Raw genomic sequence first — 17,212 nt, forward strand, 5'->3', positions numbered from 1 at the left:
CATGTCCATCCAGCGCGGCATCCTTGGTCTCTTCCTCGTGTCCCTGCTCCTGCTTGCCGCTTGTTCCGGCGAGCAGGCCCCGCCCTCGATCTTGCGGAAGACCGCGTTGCAGCTCAATTGGGTCCCGGAGCCCGAGTTTGGCGGCTATTACGCCGCCCGAGAGCGGGGGGCCTTCGTGGCCGAGGGGCTGGATCTCGAAATTCGCCCGGGGGGCGCCCAGTCACCGGTGGAACAGATGGTGGCCGCTGGCCAGGTGGAGTTTGGTATTACCAGCGCCGACAGCCTGCTGATGGCGCGGGATCGGGGCGCCGATCTGGTCGCCATCTACGCGGCCTATCAGTCATTTCCCGAGGGCATCATGGTTCACGCCAGCCGGGGTTTGAAGACGATGGCGGAGGTCTTCCAGGGGGGGACCCTGGGCGTCATCCCCGGGACCCCCTTCCTCAAGCTGCTGGAGCGGGAGTACGGGCTGGAGAAGATGAAGGTCGTGCCCCACGACAACAATATCGCCCCCTTCCTGCATGATCCCCGGATGGCCCAGCAGTGCTTTATCAGCTCCGAGCCCATTGTCGCCCGTCGCGCCGGGGCGGACCCCCAGGTCTTCATGCTCAAGGATATCGGCTTTAACCCCTACACCGGTCTCATCATCACCCGGCGGCAAACCCTTGAGACGCATCCCGACCGGGTCAGGGCCCTGGTGCGCGCCGTTCGCCAGGGTTGGCAGGCCTATCTCGCCGATCCAGGCCCCGCCAACGGCATCATGCAGGCTCTCAATCCCACCATGGCCCCCGAGACCTTCGCCGAGGCGGCCCTCATCCAGCAGCCTCTGATCCAGGGGCAACTTGCTGACGACTCATTGGGAACCATGACGCTGGAGCGGTGGCGCACGCTGGGCGAACAACTCCAGGGCCTGGGCCTCATCGAACGAGTGGAGCCGGAGCGGGCCTTCGTCAATCCTTGACCCGGAGGGCCAGCTCCGGGCCTTTGGGCGAACCGGCGGAAGAACTCCGGGTAATCCGGTCAGCCCCCCGTGTGGGGGAAGGTTGGGAACCGGGGCGGATAGCCGGGGCTAGGGCCTGACGCGGTCGATGACCAGTTGCAGTGACGAGGTTTCAGCTGTGGTCAGCGGCCCCCTTTCGCCCTCCAGATCGCCGCTTTGGGGTACGGCCTGGCCGCTGGCGGAGATGCGGGCGCCAACCATCACCTGGGGGAAGCTGGAGAGACGCATTTCGGGGGTCATGGCCAGGCTGTCGTCCAGGGTGACGGTGACGGGTAGATCCGCGACCCGCAGGCGCTTGACGGCCAGGGGCATGGGCGGGCCAGAGGCGGCCTTGGCATAGATGAAGAGGCTCTGGTTGGCATCGACCTTGGACTTGAGGGGCTCCGCCAGGCTGACCGCGACCTGGATGGCCGGGCCCTGAGTGGCGGCTGGCGTGGGCCCGGGCTTGGCCGCGGGGCTAACCCCAGCCGCGGGCCCAGCGGTGGCCGTGGTGCTGCTAACGCTGGCCGGAGTAGCCTTGGCGGGAGCCGGGGGGCTGGTCGTGGCCGGTGGCAGGCCGCCCTGCTCGCGGGCGTCGGCGATGAATTGACGGAGTTCCGACGCATCCTCGCCAGCGGCGTCCAGGTCGATCGCCAGGCTCTCCCAGCGCTGCACGGCCAGGGGAAAGTCACCCGCTTGATAGGCGACGAGGCCGTTGAGCCACCGCCCCGTGGCGTGCTTGGGCTCGATGACAAGGGCGGCGGCGATCAACTCCGCGGGCCGTCCACCAAGCTGGCCATTGGCGGCGGTGGCCTGGGCCTGGGCCAGGTTGATCATGACCTCGGGGTTTTGCGGGGCCAGGGCCAGCGCCCGGGCGAGGGCGGCGGCGCCCTTATCAGGCTGGTCCAGGGCGACATAGGTCCGCCCCAGCATCAGCCAGCCTTCGAGTTGGTCGGGATTCTGCTCCATCCTGGCGGCCAGGCGCTCGACCATGATTTCGAGGGATGCGGCCTGTTGCGCGTCCGCGGCGCCGTGCCCCGGAGCCTGGGCGGTCTCGCCGGCGACCCCTTCGAGGCGCGGGATGATGGCGCTGTCGCCAATGGCGAGATACAGGGCGATGGCGAAGGCCGGCAGGGCCAGGGCCAGGAGCAGGGCGGTCATGGGGGAGTTGCCTGGCGCGGCGGGGGCGGAAGGGGCGCCCTGGCCCTGGACGTCATGCAGGAGTTCCCGCTCCAGGTCATGGCGCGCATCCTGGTACTGGCCCTTTTCCAGTTTGCCCGCTTCCATGTCGGCCTCCAACTCAATGAGTTGCTGGCGAAAGACGTCAAGATTGAGCTGGTCCTGATTTGTTTCCGCCGTGGGCGCGCGCTGGGACAGGAGGGGCGGAATCACGAAGAGGAGGGCCAGGCCAGCGAGGCCGGCAATGAGAATCCAGAAGATGGTCATGACTTGTCCTTAATGGGGTTCGCGTCATCCGCATTCGCCAGGAGGGCTTGCAGTCGTTTCTTTTCCTCCAGCGACAGCGCCTCTTCCCGGGCCTCTTTCTTCTTGCGCAGGGTGAGGAGTAAAAAGAGGCCGCCAACTCCGGCCAGCAGCAGGGGCCCAAACCAGAGAGGGTAGGTCGAGGGTTTGAGCGGCGGGTCATAGAGGACAAAATCTCCGTAGCGGTCGACCAGGAAGGTGATGACCTCCTGGCGTGATTTGCCAGACTGGAGAAGTCGATAGACCTCCTTGCGCAGATCCTGGGCCAGATCGGCCTGGGAACCGGCCAGGGACTCGTTCTGGCACACCAGGCAGCGTAACTCGGCCGTGAGGCGACGAAAATCCTCGGCCTGAGCGGGGTCCTGAAACTTGAACTCCTCCAGGGTGTAGGCCCCGAGGGAGGGGGCGATTAACAGCCCCGCCAGCAGCCAGGCCGGCCATTGCATCTTGATCATGACCGGGATTCCTTGCACTTCTTGGTGGTCAGGTCGATGGTGGGGGCCATTTCCGTCTCCCAGGTACCGGGTTCGACGGGGCCGATCTTCTTGAAACAAATGCGGCCCTCGCCATCGACCAGGAAGGTCTCGGGTGCGCCATAGACGCCCCAGTTGATGCCCGCCCGATTGTCCGGGTCAAAGGCGCTGACCCGGTAGGGATTGCCGGAGGTCTTCAGCATCTGCTGGGCGTCCACCTCCGTATCCTTCCAGTTTAGGCCCAGGATCTGGACCTCCTTGAGTTCCCGCGCCAGGCGCATGAGCTGAGTGTGCTCCGCGCGGCAGGAGTGGCACCAGGAGGCCCAGACATTGAGGAGGGAGACCTTGCCCAGCAAGTCGGCACGCGAGATGGTGCGCGACGCATCCCCCAGGGCCGGGAGCGAGAACTCGGGTGCCTGCTTGCCAATCAAGGGGGAGGGGACCTTGCTGGGGTCCGTGGTGAGGCCAAAAAAGAGCAGGGCGACTAGGACGCCGAACAGGCCCAGGGGGATCAGGAATTTCAGTGACTTACCCATGTGTCAGCTCCTGATGGCGGCGCCGCCGGCGGGGAGGGTCGCCGCTTTGCGCGCGAGGCGATAACGCCGGTCCGTGATCGCCAGCAAGCCACCGAGCGCCATAAAGACAGCGGCCAGCCAGATCCAGCGGACATAGGGCTTGTAGTAGAGGCGCAGGGCCCAGTCGCCGCCCTCCAGGGGTTCGCCGAGGGAGACGTAGAGGTCACGGGTCAGGCCCCAGTCGATGGAGGCCTCGGTCATAGGCTTCTGGGAGGCAAAGTAGTTGCGCTTTTCTGGCCAGAGCTCGGCGATCTGGCGGTCGCCGTCGAAGACCTGAAAATGACCCCGCGCCGCCACGTAATTAGGCCCGCGCTCATTCTTGACGCCGTTGAACAGGAAGCGGTAGCCCGCGACTTCCTGAGAATCGCCCGGCGACATCCGCACATCCTTTTCCTGGCCGAAGTTAGAGACCATGGTGGCGCCAACGATGAACATGGCCACGCCCAGATGGGCCAGCACCATGCCGTAGAAACTGCGGCCATTGCCCGCCAGGTCGGTGAAGAAGGCGCCGGGGCTGGTCTTGTGACGCAGGCGATCTCGTACCACCTGAACATGGGAGGCCAGCAGCCAGACCACCAGACCGATACCGATAGGCACCAGAAACCAGCCGTCGGCGATGAGGGGCATCAAGACCACGGTCAGCAGGGAGGCCAGGCCCGCCAGGACCAGGGGCAGCCAGAGTTCACGCGCCAGGCGCCCGGCATCATCCTGCTTCCAGCGCGTCCAGGGGCCTATGCCCATGAGCAGGGCCAAGAAGGGGGTGACGGCCACGAACATGGTGTTAAACCAGGGAAAACCCACGGAGATCTTGCCCCAGCCCATGGCCTCGTAAATGAGGGGAGCGAGGGTGCCGAGCAGAATGAAGGCGGTGAGCAGGGTCAGCAGGAGGTTGTTGGAGAGGAGCAGGCTCTCGCGGGACAGCAACTCGAAGCGGCCCCCGCCGGAGACGGCGGGCGCCCGCCAGGCATAGAGGGCCAGGGAACCCCCGATGACCAGGCAGAGGAAGATTAGGATGAAGGCGCCGCGCGCCGGGTCGGTGGCGAAGGCGTGGACCGAAGTGAGCACCCCGGAGCGGACCAGGAAGGTACCCAGCAGGCTCAGGGAGAAGGCGGTGATGGCCAGCAGCACGGTCCAGCTCTTGAAGGCCCCACGCTTTTCCGTCACCGCCAGGGAGTGAATCAGGGCGGTACCCGCCAGCCAGGGCATGAAGGAGGCATTTTCCACCGGGTCCCAGAACCACCAGCCGCCCCAGCCCAGTTCGTAGTAGGCCCACCAGCTCCCCAGGGCGATGCCGAGGGTGAGGAAAATCCAGGCCGTGGTCGTCCAGGGGCGTGACCAGCGGGCCCAGGAGGCGTCCAGCTTGCCCCCCAGCAGGGCGGCAATGGCGAAGGCGAAGGCGACGGAGAAGCCCACATAGCCCATGTAGAGCAGGGGCGGGTGGACGGCCAGGCCAAAGTCCTGTAGCAGGGGATTTAGGTCACGCCCTTCCATCGGTATCGGGAAGATGCGGTCGAAGGGGTTGGAGGTCAGCAACATAAAGAGCAGGAAGCCGATCCCCACCATGCCCATGACGGCCAGCACCCGGGCCACGACCTGGAGCGGCAGATTGCGGCTGAGGGTCGCGACGGCGGCTCCCCAGGCGGCCAGAAAGGTCGCCCAGAGCAGCAGGGAACCTTCGTGGGCCCCCCAAACCGCCGAAACTTTATAGAGGGTCGGCATCAGGCTATTGGAATTGCTGGCGACATAGACGACGGAGAAGTCGTCGGTCAGGAAGGCCTGCATCAGGAGAGCAAAGGCGATGGCGGTAAAGATGAATTGGCCCCATGCCAGGGGGCGGGCCATATTCATCCAGTTGCGGTTCCCCCTGTAGGTGCCCACCAGGGGTACCGTGGCCTGGATCAGGGCCAGCCCCAGCGCCAGGATCAGGGCAAAGTGACCGAGTTCAGGGATCATTGGCTGTCTCCACCGGAGGCCCGGCCAGGCTGGCCGGGACTGGCGTTGCCGAGGGCCGGGTTGCTGGCCAGGTTGGTATCCTGACTGGCCATCTTGACGACGCCCTCCGCATGGGCGGTCTTGAGGGTGTCCTGGACCTCCGGCGGCATGTAGGACTCATCGTGCTTGGCCAGCACCTCCTCGGCGACAAAGACTCCACCCGCGCCCATGCGACCCTTGGTGACCACGCCCTGTCCCTCGCCGAAGAGGTCGGGCAGTATCCCCGTGTAGCTGACCTTGACCGTCTGGGCGTTGTCGGTCACGTCAAAGTGGACCGTGAGCCCGTCGGATTGGCGCGCCAGGCTATTCTTGACGACCAGGCCGCCCAGGCGATAAACGGCGTTCGCGGGTGCCTCCTTGGCCAGGACCTGGGACGGGCTGAAAAAGTAGGAGATGTTGCCGCGCAGGGCGCCAATGGCGAGCCAGGCGGCGATACCCACGCCGGCGAGGCCCAGGGCGATGAACATCATGCGTTTTTGACGGGCTTTCATGTTTGGTCTCCACGGGTGCGCAAACGGACCATTCGACTCAGGCGCGCGAAGATAGTTCGTCGCTGGCGTCTCAGTTGCAAGACCTCCGCCACAAGCAGGATCAGGGTCAGGCCGTAGGCGCCCCAGACATAGGGGCCATAGCCGCCTTGGGATATGAACTCGCTCATGCTGCTTTCTCCAGGATTTCCTTGGCCCAGGTGGTGTCGCCCTCGCGTTCCAGAATGATGGAGCGCAGCCGGGTCAGCGTGGTAGCGAAAGAATACATCCACATGCCCAAGGTCATGATGAGCATGGCAAAGAGGATGTTGCCCTCCATCTGGGACATGGAGGAACGCTGATGAAGGGCCGCGCACTGATTCGGGTCCGGACAGTTGATGGACCAGAAGATGATGGGCAGCATCACCAGGCCAACGATGGCCAGGAGAGCGCTGGCCTTGTCGCCCCGGCGATGATCATCGATGGCCGAGTTTAGGGCCAGATACCCCACGTAGAGGAAGAAGAGGATCAGTTCCGAGGTCAGGCGCGGGTCCCAGTCCCACCAGGTGCCCCAACTGGGATGGCCCCAGATGGAGCCTGTGACCAGGGCCAGGAAGGTAAAGATGGCCCCGGTGGGCGCCGTGGCCCGGGCCATCATGAAGGAGAGCCGGGTGTTGAATACCAGCCCGATGGCGGACCAGACCGCCAGCATGAGATAGAGCCACATGGACATCCAGGCCGCCGGCACGTGGATGAAGATGATGCGGTAATACTCCTTCTGGGGATTGGTCCCGCCAAGCCGGTCGGGGGTCTCCAGCAGGCCCCAGTAGAGGCCGATGCCCAGCGCAAGGATCGCCAGCACCCAGAAAAAGGGGATGAGTTTTCCGGCCAGGGGATAGAAGGAGGCCGGAGATGAGAATCGAAATAGCTTCATAGCTCGATCAGGCCAGTTGGGGCGGTAAAAGGGCGATGGACAAGGTTAGCACGGGCAGGGCTGGTGGCCGAACGCGAGGGACCGAATTGTGGTCTGAGGGAGTTAATTTCAAGCGTGACCACAGTCTCGACCCCGACCGTGGCGATGGTTTTCGTGCGCGCCGGCAAGTGGCCCCCGGCGGTGCGGCCAACCTCGGTCCCAAGCTCGTTACTCCGTGGAGATGCGCAGGGCCGCCGCCGCCGCCAGGGGCGACAGGATCAGCGCCAGCAGCAGGAAGGCTCCCAGCAGGGAGAAGTAGGGACCCGTGACCGCGAAGTCGATGACGCTGACGGTCACCGCTCGGGAGCCGTATACCAGGACCGGGATATAGAGGGGCAGAATCAGGAGCGCCAGCAGGATGCCGCCGCCCCGCAACCCCAGGGTCAGGGCCGCGCCGATGGCCCCAATGAGGCTCAGGACGGGGGTGCCCAGGAGCAGGGTCAGGACCATGGTCAGCAGGGCGATGTCCGGCAGGTGGTATTGCATCCCGACCAGGGGGGCGATGGCCACCAGGGGCAGGCCGGTCAGCAGCCAATGGGCCGTCACCTTGGCCAGCACCACCAGGGACAGGGGCTGGGGCGTCATCAGCATCTGCTCCAGGGTGCCATCCTCGTGATCGGCGGCGAAGAGGCGCTCCAGGGCCAGCATGGAGGCCAGCAGGGCCGCGACCCAGACCACGCCGGGTCCCAGGATGCGGAGGATCTGCTTCTCCGTGCCCACGCCCAGGGGGAAGAGGCTGATAACGATCACGAAAAAGAAGAGGGTGGTCAGGACATCGGTGCGCCGGCGCATGGCCAGGCGCAGGTCGCGACCCAGGACACAGAGAAAGACGCGCCACATCAGGCTGCTTCCTCCGTATCCCCGACCAGGTCCCCGGGCTGTCGCGGGGTCGCATCCTGGGGTGCGCCCAAATGGAGCCGGCGGATCTGGCCCGAGGTCAGGGGCACCTCCTGGTGGGTGGTGAGGATGGTCAGGCCGTCCTCCGCCACATGCTGGGCGATGAGCAGTTGCAGCCGGTCCACCGCGTCCAGGTCCAGGGCCGTGAAGGGCTCGTCCAGAATCCAGAGCGGGGCCTGGCTCAGGAGCAGCCGGGCCAGGGCGACGCGCTTCTTCTGGCCCTGGGAGAGCATCTTGGTCGGTAGATCCTCGAAGCCGGTCAGGCCCATCTGGTCCAGGGCCGCGAGGATGTCCGTCTCCTCGGCGCGGTCGCCATCCAGGATGGCGGAGACGCTCAGGTTCTCGCTGGCGGTGAGGTCGCTCTTGATGCCGTTGAGGTGGCCGAAGTAGAGGGTGTCGCGGTGAAAGTCCTCCCCCAGGCGGCGGACATTTTCGCCATGCCAGAGGATGTCGCCGGCGTCCGGGGTCAGCAGGCCGCAGAGGGTGCGCAGCAGCGTGGTCTTGCCGCTGCCGTTGCGCCCGCGCACATGGAGGAGGGTGCCGGGTTCCAGGTTAAAGGACAGCCCCGAGAAGAGGAGGCGATCGCCCCGCCGGCATTCCAGATCGACGACTTCAAGCATGGATTCCCTATGATTGCTAAGGGTCGCTAAGGCACATGCCATCTTGCTCCCTCCCCCCTCGCGGGGGAGGGCTGGGGAGAGGGGGAAGGCAGGGCGACAAAGCCGCAAACACTAACCGCTGCGTCCCCTTGGTGCAAACGTCTGACCCCCGATTACACCGAATCAAGTTAGACCTTGGCCTGCAAGGAGGTCTTGATGAAAGTCAAACCCAGGAATCGCTATCAAGGCGCCAGGCGCTCGACCGTCCAACCCCCCTCCGCCTGGAGGCTGAAGGCAAAACGGTCGTGCAGGCGGCTGTCGCGCCCTTGCCAGAACTCGATGCGGTGGGGGACGACGCGGTAGCCGCCCCAGAAATCGGGCAGAGGAATCTCCCCCTGGGCAAACTTGCGCTTCACCTCGTCCACCTTGGCCTCCAGCAGGGAGCGGGAGCGGATCACCTGGCTCTGGGGCGAGGCCCAGGCCCCGAGTTGGCTGCCGCGGGGTCGGGTCAGGAAGTAGGCCAGGGACTCCCGGGTCGGGATACGCTCCGCGCGCCCCAGGATCTTGACCTGCCGGGCCAGGCCGACCCAGGGAAAGAGGAGGGCGACCCGGGCGTTGCCATCGATCTGACGGGACTTGCGGCTCTCGTAATTGGTGAAGAACACGAAGCCGCGCGCATCGTAAAGCTTGAGCAGCACGGTGCGCAGCCAGGGCTGGCCCTCTTCGTCCACCGTCGCCAGACTCATGCCGTTCGGCTCCGGGATGCCAGTGGCGATGGCTGCCTCGAACCAGTCCTGAAACTGATGCAAGGGGTCCGGCTTCAGTTCCTCGCGGGACAGGCCGTGCGCCATGGCGTGGGCGCGAAAGAGTTCCGGTGTCGTGGTCATGGGCGAGTTCCTGCTGGATGAGGTCACCATTATAGCGAACACCCAGGCGTTTTTCGGTCTTCAGGATCGGATGGAGGCCCGGCGGGACTTGCCGCCATGGCGGCGTCGGGGCAGACTGTCGCGGCTGGCCAGGGCCAGCGCCGCCAACCTCCCCTCAACCTGACCCAGCGCCATCGAAATTTGAACCCTCTGAAACGCCTTGCCTCCCAGACGGCCGTCTATGGCGTCAGTAGCGTCCTCGGGCGATTCCTCAATTACCTGCTGGTGCCCCTCTACACCTATAGCTTCCTGCCGGCGGACTATGGGGTGGTAGCGGAGTTCTATGCCTACATGGGCTTTCTGGCGGTGCTGCTGGCCTTCGGACTGGAGACCGGCTACTTCCGTTTCCGGGAGGAGGCGGGCTGGGCGCCGCGACGGGTCTTCGCCACCGTGCTGCGCTTTGTGATCCTGGCCAATCTGGGTTTTTTCCTGCTGGCCTGGGGCTTCCAGCAACCCATCGCCGCCCTGCTGCGCCACGCGGCCCATCCGGAATACATCCTCTGGGTCGCCGCCATCCTGGCCCTGGATTCGGTGGGGGCCATCGCCTTCGCGCGCCTGCGGGCGGAGCAGCGGGCGTTGCGGTTCGCCGTGGTCAAGCTGATCGAGATCGGGCTCAACATGGCCCTCAATCTCTTTTTCATCCTGCTGTGCCGGCGGGCCTTCGCGGCCGATCCCACCTCCTGGCTCGGCGGGCTCTGGGACCCGGCCATCGGGGTCGGCTATGTCTTTCTGGCCAACCTGGTGGCGAGCGCCTTCAAGCTAGTCCTCCTGGCTCCTGAGATCCGCGGGATCACGGCGGGCTGGGATTGGGGCCTGGCCCGCCGTCTGCTGGGCTATTCCCTGCCCATGGTGGCCATCGGCCTGGCCGGTATCGTCAACGAGATGCTGGACCGGGCGGCGCTCAAGTTCCTCTTGCCCCACGATCTGGAGACCAACATGGCCCAGCTCGGCATTTATGGGGCCGTTTACAAACTCTCCATCCTCATGAGCCTCTTCATCCAGGCCTTCCGCTACGCCGGCGAACCCTTCTTCTTTGCCTATGCCCGCCAGGCGGACGCCCGCCAGCTCTACGCCCTGGTGCTGAAGTGGTTCCTGATATTCTGTGTCTTCATCTTTCTGCTGGTGAGTCTCTATCTGGATGTCTTCCAGTACTTCGTCGGCGCGGCCTATCGGGAGGCCCTCTGGGTGGTGCCCATCCTGCTGCTGGCCAATCTCCTGCTGGGTGTCTACGTGAACCTGTCCATTTGGTACAAGCTGACGGATCGCACCGGCCTGGGGGCCTGGGTCGCGATCGCCGGTGCCCTGGTGACGGTGGCCGCCTTGCTGATCCTGGTGCCGAAATATGGCTATGCGGGTGCGGCCTGGGCCCACCTGATCTGCTACAGCTTCATGGTCCTCGTCTCCTGGGCCATGGGTCGCCGTTACTACCCGGTGCCCTATGACCTCAAGCGCATCCTGGGCTATCTCCTCCTGGGATTGGGGCTCTATGCCGCCGGACGTTGGCTGGCGGCGCTTGGATTACCCAGCCTGGTGGCGGGCACCCTCTGTCTCGTTGTATATCTGGCGGTGGTTTATGTCGCCGACGGCCGGGCGCTGCGGCGGGGGACGGTGTAGGGGGGTATCAAGCTTTGTCACTGGCTTGGCGGTCCGGAACTGGTCCAGCCTATCTGTGCCTAACACACCTGAGTTTTCGTGTCCCGGGCGGGTCGGCGGGGACGCCGTGAATACGTCCCTGTAGGCTTGGCGACAGCATCCCTGCTGTCGACAACCCCGCCAGCCCCCACCCGGCCCTCCCGCGATAGGCCGGCGAGTGGCTGGCGGGGTTGTCGGGAATAACGCGCGGCTATTCAGCCTCAAGGAGATTCAAATTTCTAATGAGCCTTTTACGCTTCTCTTCGGGCAAGGCCCCAAACTTACGGATTAGGCCAGCAAGCTCGTCATCCGTTGAGAACAGATAAGGCACTGGCACACCCAGAACCCCCGCTAGACGGGCGGCAGTCCCGAAATCGGGCGCGTGCTTGCCTTGTTCATACTGGTTGACACGCGAACTCGCCGCGAAGGCGTCGATCCCCGCCAGCACACCCAACTGACGCTGCGAAATCCCCATCGCCATGCGCGCCTCTCGAAGCCTCCTCGGCAACGGAGATCGGTGTGCCTCCCCGTTGACCACTTCCCAGGCTTCCTAGCTCAAATGAGCTAAGAGATTCTTAGTTTTCTAGGTAGTACCCCAATCGGTAGGATGGCGGCGAGCTTGGGCCTTTATTAACAGCTTGTTAAGAAAAATGCGTCCTACGCATTGGGCACTACCGAGAAAAGAACCGGGGCGCGGGAAGCCTATCGGTCTTAAACCCGCCAGTGGTCCCAACCAGCGGCGCAATAAGCGCAGTACCCAGGCCAAGACCTCCCCCATTGCCGCATTCACCCCAGTTTTCATCCTGTCCCTCGGCAAAGATCTGCTGATAAAATTTGGTCTTCTTCAGTACGCCGTCTCGCGAATGGAACCCCTTGCGGATTCACGGGGACAGCTTGCTTGACGACCCACTCAGGTGGTGCCGCAGGCTCGGCCAGCGGCTGGGCTCCCTCAAGTTGACAAAGAACGTCTCATTCCCCTCCTTAATCCGCTCTCCCCGCACCGCGACGCTCACCGTCCGCACTAATTGGCCGGCCGGTAAGGTCAGCACGCCGCTGGTGGCGGTGTAATCACTGCCAGCCTGAGCCGTGCCATTGGCGGTGGCGTACCTGACCGTCACGGCGCCGCTACTGGCGGGCGTCAGGCTGACCTTGAACAGCGCATTCTGGGTGCCGCTGTGGCCCTCGGCGAGGGTGACATCCGCGATGGACAGGACCGGGCCATCGTCATTGAGAATGGTCCCCTGGCCCTGGCCCTGGCCCTGGGCATCGGCCAGGTTGGCGCCGGAGGCCTGCCGGTGGGGAGACCGCTGGGGAGGCGGGTAAAGCGGGCCGGGGACAGGGGGATCGCCGCTATCGGCATGCAGGTCGCCGAGTGCGCCTGCATCCCGCCTCGGGCGATGCCCCTCCGCCATTGGCGCCATCGCTTGGGCTGGGGCGGCCCGGCCAGAAACGGACCTTTGCCCCCGATTATTCAAGCCGTATTGAGCTTGCCGTAGGTGCGTAATAGGCACCTTGCATCGGAGCTGGCCAGGGTTCCCGTTTGGCTGACGAGAGCTTCCTCTGTGCCAGCGCCTTTCAAGCCTCGCCCTGGGTGGCCTGCACCCAGGCCAGTACATCCGCCAGGTACAACGCCCGCGCCCGGTCATAGTCCGCCGCGTCACCCTGCGCATACAGCCAGTCGTTGGCGGCGAGAAGTTCGCAGATTTCGGTCTCGAAGTTGATTTCCCGATGCAGATCCAAGGTGTTTCCGTTACTTGTAAGGCAGCCGTTCTTCCAACAAGCCGGGCAGCCTCTCGAATTCCGGGTCTTTATGCACCAAGGTCGCATGAAGTTCCAGCGCGGTGGCGGCAATCCAGGCGTCGGCCAATGACAGGGGATGCGTAGCCTTGACCATGGCCGCACGTTCCAGCAACTTCGTGGATTCATGCACCCACTGCATGGGCAGGCCCTGGCAACGCCGATATGCTGCCAGCCCGGCCGCTTCCCCTTCGTTTTTCCAAACCCGATACAAGACTTCCATCAACGACATAAAACACCCGTGGCACGCGATATTTCCCAGGGTGGCCTCCTTCATGAGTTCCGCCACCCGATCCGCGCCCGGCTCGTCGCTGCGCAGGGTCAGGAGGGCCGAAGTGTCCAGCACATAGCGCTTCATTTTTCGCGCCGCCGATCGGCTTTACGGTCTCTCAGCAAGTCCGCCGTTGTCCCCTTGGGGCCACTCCCGCGAAAGGCAGTGATCACCGCCGCCCCGCGCTCCAATGCCTCGCCTGCCCAACTCCCGGCGAGAGAGGCCGGTGTTGATGGTTCCGGCACGAGCGTGGCGGCCTCTGGCACGGGATCGAGGGCGATAAAAATCACCTCCGTGCGACGATGGCGGAGCTCCGGAGGAACCGGAATGAATTCTTGTGGGTCGTCGATCGTCTGGCGGATGGCAAACATGCGGTAGCTCCTAAAGGGTGGAAACCGGTTGGCAACCGCGCACGTCAATCTTGCCGGTGACGGCGGCGGAGATCAGGGCGGTGCGGCGTTCTTGGAGGAGGGTGATACGCATCATGTTATAGACCAATGTAAAACGTTGCCACATACAAGCCAGGCCAACAGCGGAGAAAGGTCAAATGATGAAGCACAAGGTCGAACCCCCCGTTATCTCCCCCAGCGACGCCTGGAATAATCCGGTTGACTTTATGCTTGAGGGTTTGCCACGGCGCCACTAGGGGTAGGGTAGGGGGTAGGCAACCTTGGAATGGCTGGGAATTGCTGCCGTGGATGGACAGGGCGGCCCTCATCTGTAATCATCGCGCACTTTGTCGAGCGGCCGATGCCGAGCGGCGCGAGGCCCTCTTATGTGGAATGACCTGTGGGTGGCGCTGGCGCTGGTCTTCGTCATCGAGGGCATCTGGCCCTTTCTGAACCCGGCGGGAATGCGCCGCGCCCTGCGGACCCTGGTGGAGCAGGAGGACGGAGTGCTGCGGGTCGCGGGGCTGGTCAGCATGCTGGCGGGCCTCGGCCTGCTGTACCTGGTTAACTGAGACCGGACTGATCGAGGCGCGGATGCAAGAGGAACGCTGGCTGTTGCCGGCCGGGATCGAGGAGGTGTTGCCGCCCCAGGCGCGGGTCATCGAGGGGCTGCGGCGGGATCTGCTCGACCTCTACCAGGGTTGGGGCTACGACCTGGTCATACCGCCCTTCATCGACTATCTGGAGTCGCTGCTGACCGGCACGGGCCACGACCTCGACCTCCAGACCTTCAAGCTGACGGACCAGGTGAGCGGGCGGCTACTCGGCGTCCGGGCGGATATGACGCCTCAGGTGGCGCGCATGGACGCCCATCACCTGCGTCGCGCGGGCCCGACCCGGCTCTGCTATCTGGGGACCGTGCTCCACACGCGCTCGGATGGTTTTGCCGGGACCCGCAGCCCCCTGCAGGTGGGCGCGGAGATCTTCGGACACTCCGGGGCCGAGAGCGAACTGGAAATCCTGCGCCTGGTCCTCTTGACCCTGGAGCGGGCTGGGATTAGCAACGCCTATCTGGATCTGGGCCATGTGGGCATCTACCGGGGCCTGGCGCGCCAGGCGGGTCTGACGCCGGAGCGGGAGATGGCCCTCTTCGAGGCCCTGCAGCGCAAGGCCATCCCGGAGGTGGAGGCCCTGATCCGTGACTGGGGCGTGACCGGGCCGGCGGCGGACATGCTGCTGGTCCTGGCGGAACTGAATGGTGATGACGCCCTGGAGCGGGCGCGCCACGAGCTGGCCGCGGCGGACCCCGCTGTCCAGGAGGCCCTGGACCACCTGGCCTTGTTGCGCGCCGGCCTGAACACCTGGCTGCCGGAGGTGCCGGTCCATTTCGACCTGGCGGAGTTGCGCGGTTACCACTACAAGACCGGGGTGGTCTTTGCCGCCTTTGTCCCGGGCTGGGGCCTGGAGATCGCCCGTGGCGGACGTTATGACGACATCGGCCGTGTCTTCGGCCAGGCGCGGCCGGCGGTCGGATTCAGTTCCGACCTCAAGGGCTTGCTGCGGCAGGGGCGGGGGCTGGAGGACCGTTACCGGGGCGGTGGGGGCATCTTCGCGCCCGCCTTGCCGGATCTGGCCCTGCGCGCCGAGGTGGAACGGCTGCGGGGCGTGGGCGAGCGGGTGGTCAACGAATTGCCCGGCCAGCCCGGCGGCGCCCGGGAAGCCGGTTGCGCCGAGGTATTGATTTTCGAGGGGGAGCGCTGGCGGCGGCGACCGGTTTGACGTCGCCGCCCGGCGCGGTGCACATTCACAACGAGTGATTTAGAACCATGGGCAAGAATGTAGTCGTGATCGGCACCCAGTGGGGTGACGAGGGTAAGGGCAAGGTGGTCGATCTGCTGACGGATCGGGCCTCCGCCGTCGTGCGTTTTCAGGGTGGCCACAACGCGGGCCACACCCTGGTCATCGAGGGCGAGAAGACCGTCCTGCACCTGATCCCATCCGGTATCCTGCGCGATGGCGTCAAGTGCCTGATTGGCAACGGCGTCGTCCTGTCGCCGGAGGCCCTGCTGGAGGAGATCGACGGGCTGGAGGCCCGGGGCATCCCGGTGTGCGAGCGCCTGGCCATCAGCGCTTCCTGCGCCCTCATCCTGCCCTATCACGTCGCCCTTGACCGCGCCCGCGAGATCGCGCGGGGCAGCCAGGCCATCGGCACCACGGGGCGCGGCATTGGCCCGGCCTACGAGGACAAGGTGGCGCGGCGCGGGCTGCGGCTTGGCGACGCCCTGGACGCGGCCGGCCTGGCCGAGAAGCTGCGGGTGGTCATGGATTACCACAACTTCGCCCTGGAGCACTATTTCAAGGTCGAGCCCTTGGATTACCGGCGGGTCCTGGACGAACTCCTGGGTCAGGTGGAGCGCATGAGGCCCATGGTGACCGATGTCGTGGGCACCCTGCACGACTTGCGGCGCGCGGGCGCCGATGTCCTCTTCGAGGGCGCCCAAGGGGCCTTGCTGGACATCGATCACGGCACCTATCCCTTCGTGACCTCTTCCAATACCACGGCGGGGGGGGCGGCGAGTGGCAGCGGCATGGGACCGCGCCATCTCGATTACATCCTGGGCATTGTCAAGGCCTACACCACCCGGGTGGGCGCCGGTCCCTTCCCGACCGAGCTCTTCGACGCGGTGGGCGATCACCTGAGCGCCAAGGGCTTCGAGTTCGGCGCCACCACCGGGCGCAAGCGCCGCTGTGGCTGGCTCGACATGGTGACCCTCAAGCGCTCCTTCGACATCAACAGCATCACCGGCATCTGCATCACCAAGCTGGACGTGCTGGATGGTCTGGAGACCCTCAAGATCTGCACCGGCTTTGAATTGGATGGCCAGTTGCTGACGGCGCCGCCTCCGGCGGTGGAGGACCTGAGCCGCTGCGTGCCCCGCTACCTGGAGATGCCGGGCTGGACGGAATCCACGGTGGGCGCCACCTCGGTCGCGGACCTGCCCGCCAATGCCCAGGAGTATCTGGCCAAGATCGAGGAATTGTCCGGCCTGCCCATCGACATCATCTCCACCGGTCCGGACCGCGCCCAGACCATCGTGAAGGGCCATCCCTTCGACGCCTGAAGGGCTAGCAGTCTGTCGGCCTGTTAGATTGCCGATTAGCGCGGAGGTCGCCAAGCAACACGCCGAGAGTGAGTTTGAGCAATATCGCATCGTGAAGGACCGGCTGTTACTGAATGTCCGGCGCCGCGCCATCCTGGTCCTGGGCAGGGATTTCCTGGCGGACCAGGTGATCGTCGCTCTGCGTCAGGAAGGCCACCGGGCGCGGCGCCTCGACCGGCTGGGTTTGACGGCGCCAGACATGACCCGAACCGCTATCCCGCTGGATCCGGCGGTGCTTGACCCGGCCCGAACTCCCGTCCTGATCCTGGCTGATCCACCCGATGCCCCGGTCCTCGTCGCCAGGCTGCTCGAACGCGCCCGGGAGGGGGCCCGCCAGCGCGGAGGGGGGCGGCAAGGCCGGCCGGGCCCAGTCCAGCGCCTGATTCTCATGCATCCCCGGGACCCCGCCCCGGCCTTGCCTGCTTCCGAGCCGGACGATCCCCTGCAAATCGAGACCTTCGCCATCGAGGACCGCGCCGCCCGCGCCCTTTTCCGGCGCTGGCCCCCGCACCTGGGTCTGGACCCGGGTTTCGATCAGGTCCCCCACCTGCTCTTCCTGGGCTTTGCCCCTCCTGCCCGGGCCTTGCTGCTGCAGGCCC

Annotated in this window: 20 protein-coding genes; 5 read left to right on the forward strand and 15 right to left on the reverse strand. The window is 65.2% G+C overall.

Going from position 1 to position 17,212, the window contains the following annotated elements; genetic code table 11:
- The first annotated feature begins 1 nt into the window (after window position 1).
- Entirely contained in the window at window positions 2–961 is a 960-nt protein-coding gene (locus IPN92_15980) for an ABC transporter substrate-binding protein (GenBank protein ID MBK8639690.1), read from the forward strand.
- Between the two features lie 108 nt (window positions 962–1,069).
- Here the strand turns inward: IPN92_15980 and ccmI are convergent, their stop codons facing one another.
- From ccmI to pdxH, 10 genes are all read right to left on the reverse strand, one after another.
- Window positions 1,070–2,425 (reverse strand): c-type cytochrome biogenesis protein CcmI, encoded by a 1,356-nt coding sequence (ccmI, locus tag IPN92_15985; GenBank protein ID MBK8639691.1) that lies wholly within the window; start codon window positions 2,423–2,425, stop codon window positions 1,070–1,072.
- The gene (locus tag IPN92_15990) at window positions 2,422–2,916 is read right to left on the reverse strand and encodes a cytochrome c-type biogenesis protein CcmH (GenBank protein ID MBK8639692.1); all 495 of its coding nucleotides are present in this window, start codon (window positions 2,914–2,916) and stop codon (window positions 2,422–2,424) included. The genes ccmI and IPN92_15990 overlap by 4 nt, the downstream gene beginning before the upstream one ends.
- Window positions 2,913–3,470: a DsbE family thiol:disulfide interchange protein gene (locus tag IPN92_15995; GenBank protein ID MBK8639693.1), complete on the reverse strand. Its 558-nt coding sequence runs from the start codon at window positions 3,468–3,470 to the stop codon at window positions 2,913–2,915. Before IPN92_15995 ends, IPN92_15990 begins: the two co-directional genes overlap by 4 nt.
- Before the next feature lie 3 nt (window positions 3,471–3,473).
- A complete protein-coding gene (locus tag IPN92_16000; GenBank protein ID MBK8639694.1) occupies window positions 3,474–5,462 on the reverse strand; it encodes a heme lyase CcmF/NrfE family subunit in 1,989 nt (662 codons plus the stop codon).
- Window positions 5,459–5,992 carry a cytochrome c maturation protein CcmE gene (gene ccmE, locus IPN92_16005; GenBank protein ID MBK8639695.1) on the reverse strand — a complete coding sequence of 178 codons (534 nt, stop codon included), beginning with the start codon at window positions 5,990–5,992 and terminating at the stop codon, window positions 5,459–5,461. Before ccmE ends, IPN92_16000 begins: the two co-directional genes overlap by 4 nt.
- Window positions 5,989–6,159 carry a heme exporter protein CcmD gene (ccmD, locus tag IPN92_16010; GenBank protein ID MBK8639696.1) on the reverse strand — a complete coding sequence of 57 codons (171 nt, stop codon included), beginning with the start codon at window positions 6,157–6,159 and terminating at the stop codon, window positions 5,989–5,991. The genes ccmE and ccmD overlap by 4 nt, the downstream gene beginning before the upstream one ends.
- Window positions 6,156–6,902, reverse strand: coding sequence for a cytochrome c biogenesis protein CcsA (gene ccsA / locus IPN92_16015; GenBank protein ID MBK8639697.1), 747 nt, complete (start codon window positions 6,900–6,902; stop codon window positions 6,156–6,158). The genes ccmD and ccsA overlap by 4 nt, the downstream gene beginning before the upstream one ends.
- Window positions 6,903–7,109: 207 nt before the next feature.
- Window positions 7,110–7,781: a heme exporter protein CcmB gene (ccmB, locus tag IPN92_16020; GenBank protein ID MBK8639698.1), complete on the reverse strand. Its 672-nt coding sequence runs from the start codon at window positions 7,779–7,781 to the stop codon at window positions 7,110–7,112.
- A complete protein-coding gene (ccmA, locus tag IPN92_16025; GenBank protein ID MBK8639699.1) occupies window positions 7,781–8,458 on the reverse strand; it encodes a cytochrome c biogenesis heme-transporting ATPase CcmA in 678 nt (225 codons plus the stop codon). Before ccmA ends, ccmB begins: the two co-directional genes overlap by 1 nt.
- Window positions 8,459–8,679: 221 nt before the next feature.
- On the reverse strand, window positions 8,680–9,324 hold the full coding sequence (gene pdxH / locus IPN92_16030) for a pyridoxamine 5'-phosphate oxidase (GenBank protein MBK8639700.1): 645 nt from the start codon (window positions 9,322–9,324) through the stop codon (window positions 8,680–8,682).
- 180 nt (window positions 9,325–9,504) lie between these two features.
- On the opposite strand from pdxH, the gene IPN92_16035 reads away from it, so the two are divergent.
- Complete coding sequence (locus IPN92_16035) at window positions 9,505–10,977, forward strand: polysaccharide biosynthesis C-terminal domain-containing protein (GenBank protein MBK8639701.1); 1,473 nt, start codon at window positions 9,505–9,507, stop codon at window positions 10,975–10,977.
- Window positions 10,978–11,206: 229 nt separating this feature from the next.
- Here the strand turns inward: IPN92_16035 and IPN92_16040 are convergent, their stop codons facing one another.
- The 5 genes from IPN92_16040 to IPN92_16060 all read right to left on the reverse strand — a co-directional run bounded on the left by IPN92_16040 (window position 11,207) and on the right by IPN92_16060 (window position 13,434).
- Window positions 11,207–11,476: a helix-turn-helix transcriptional regulator gene (locus IPN92_16040; protein ID MBK8639702.1), complete on the reverse strand. Its 270-nt coding sequence runs from the start codon at window positions 11,474–11,476 to the stop codon at window positions 11,207–11,209.
- 400 nt (window positions 11,477–11,876) lie between these two features.
- On the reverse strand, window positions 11,877–12,407 hold the full coding sequence (locus IPN92_16045) for a hypothetical protein (GenBank protein ID MBK8639703.1): 531 nt from the start codon (window positions 12,405–12,407) through the stop codon (window positions 11,877–11,879).
- 163 nt (window positions 12,408–12,570) lie between these two features.
- On the reverse strand, window positions 12,571–12,735 hold the full coding sequence (locus IPN92_16050; GenBank protein ID MBK8639704.1) for a hypothetical protein: 165 nt from the start codon (window positions 12,733–12,735) through the stop codon (window positions 12,571–12,573).
- Between the two features lie 10 nt (window positions 12,736–12,745).
- The gene (locus IPN92_16055; GenBank protein MBK8639705.1) at window positions 12,746–13,150 is read right to left on the reverse strand and encodes a PIN domain-containing protein; all 405 of its coding nucleotides are present in this window, start codon (window positions 13,148–13,150) and stop codon (window positions 12,746–12,748) included.
- Window positions 13,147–13,434, reverse strand: coding sequence for a hypothetical protein (locus IPN92_16060; protein ID MBK8639706.1), 288 nt, complete (start codon window positions 13,432–13,434; stop codon window positions 13,147–13,149). The genes IPN92_16055 and IPN92_16060 overlap by 4 nt, the downstream gene beginning before the upstream one ends.
- Window positions 13,435–13,838: 404 nt before the next feature.
- Here IPN92_16060 and IPN92_16065 point away from each other — a divergent pair, with 404 nt between their 5' ends.
- From IPN92_16065 to IPN92_16075, 3 genes are read left to right on the forward strand one after another with little or no spacing between them, the layout of a single operon-like run.
- Window positions 13,839–14,024, forward strand: a complete 186-nt coding sequence (locus tag IPN92_16065) for a DUF2065 domain-containing protein (GenBank protein ID MBK8639707.1) — start codon at window positions 13,839–13,841, stop codon at window positions 14,022–14,024.
- Between the two features lie 22 nt (window positions 14,025–14,046).
- Complete coding sequence (locus tag IPN92_16070) at window positions 14,047–15,231, forward strand: ATP phosphoribosyltransferase regulatory subunit (protein ID MBK8639708.1); 1,185 nt, start codon at window positions 14,047–14,049, stop codon at window positions 15,229–15,231.
- A 47-nt stretch (window positions 15,232–15,278) separates the two neighbouring features.
- On the forward strand, window positions 15,279–16,574 hold the full coding sequence (locus tag IPN92_16075) for an adenylosuccinate synthase (protein MBK8639709.1): 1,296 nt from the start codon (window positions 15,279–15,281) through the stop codon (window positions 16,572–16,574).
- Window positions 16,575–17,212 lie beyond the last annotated feature (638 nt).

The sequence above is a fragment of the Chromatiaceae bacterium genome, assembly GCA_016714645.1.
Taxonomy (GTDB): domain Bacteria; phylum Pseudomonadota; class Gammaproteobacteria; order Chromatiales; family Chromatiaceae; genus M0108.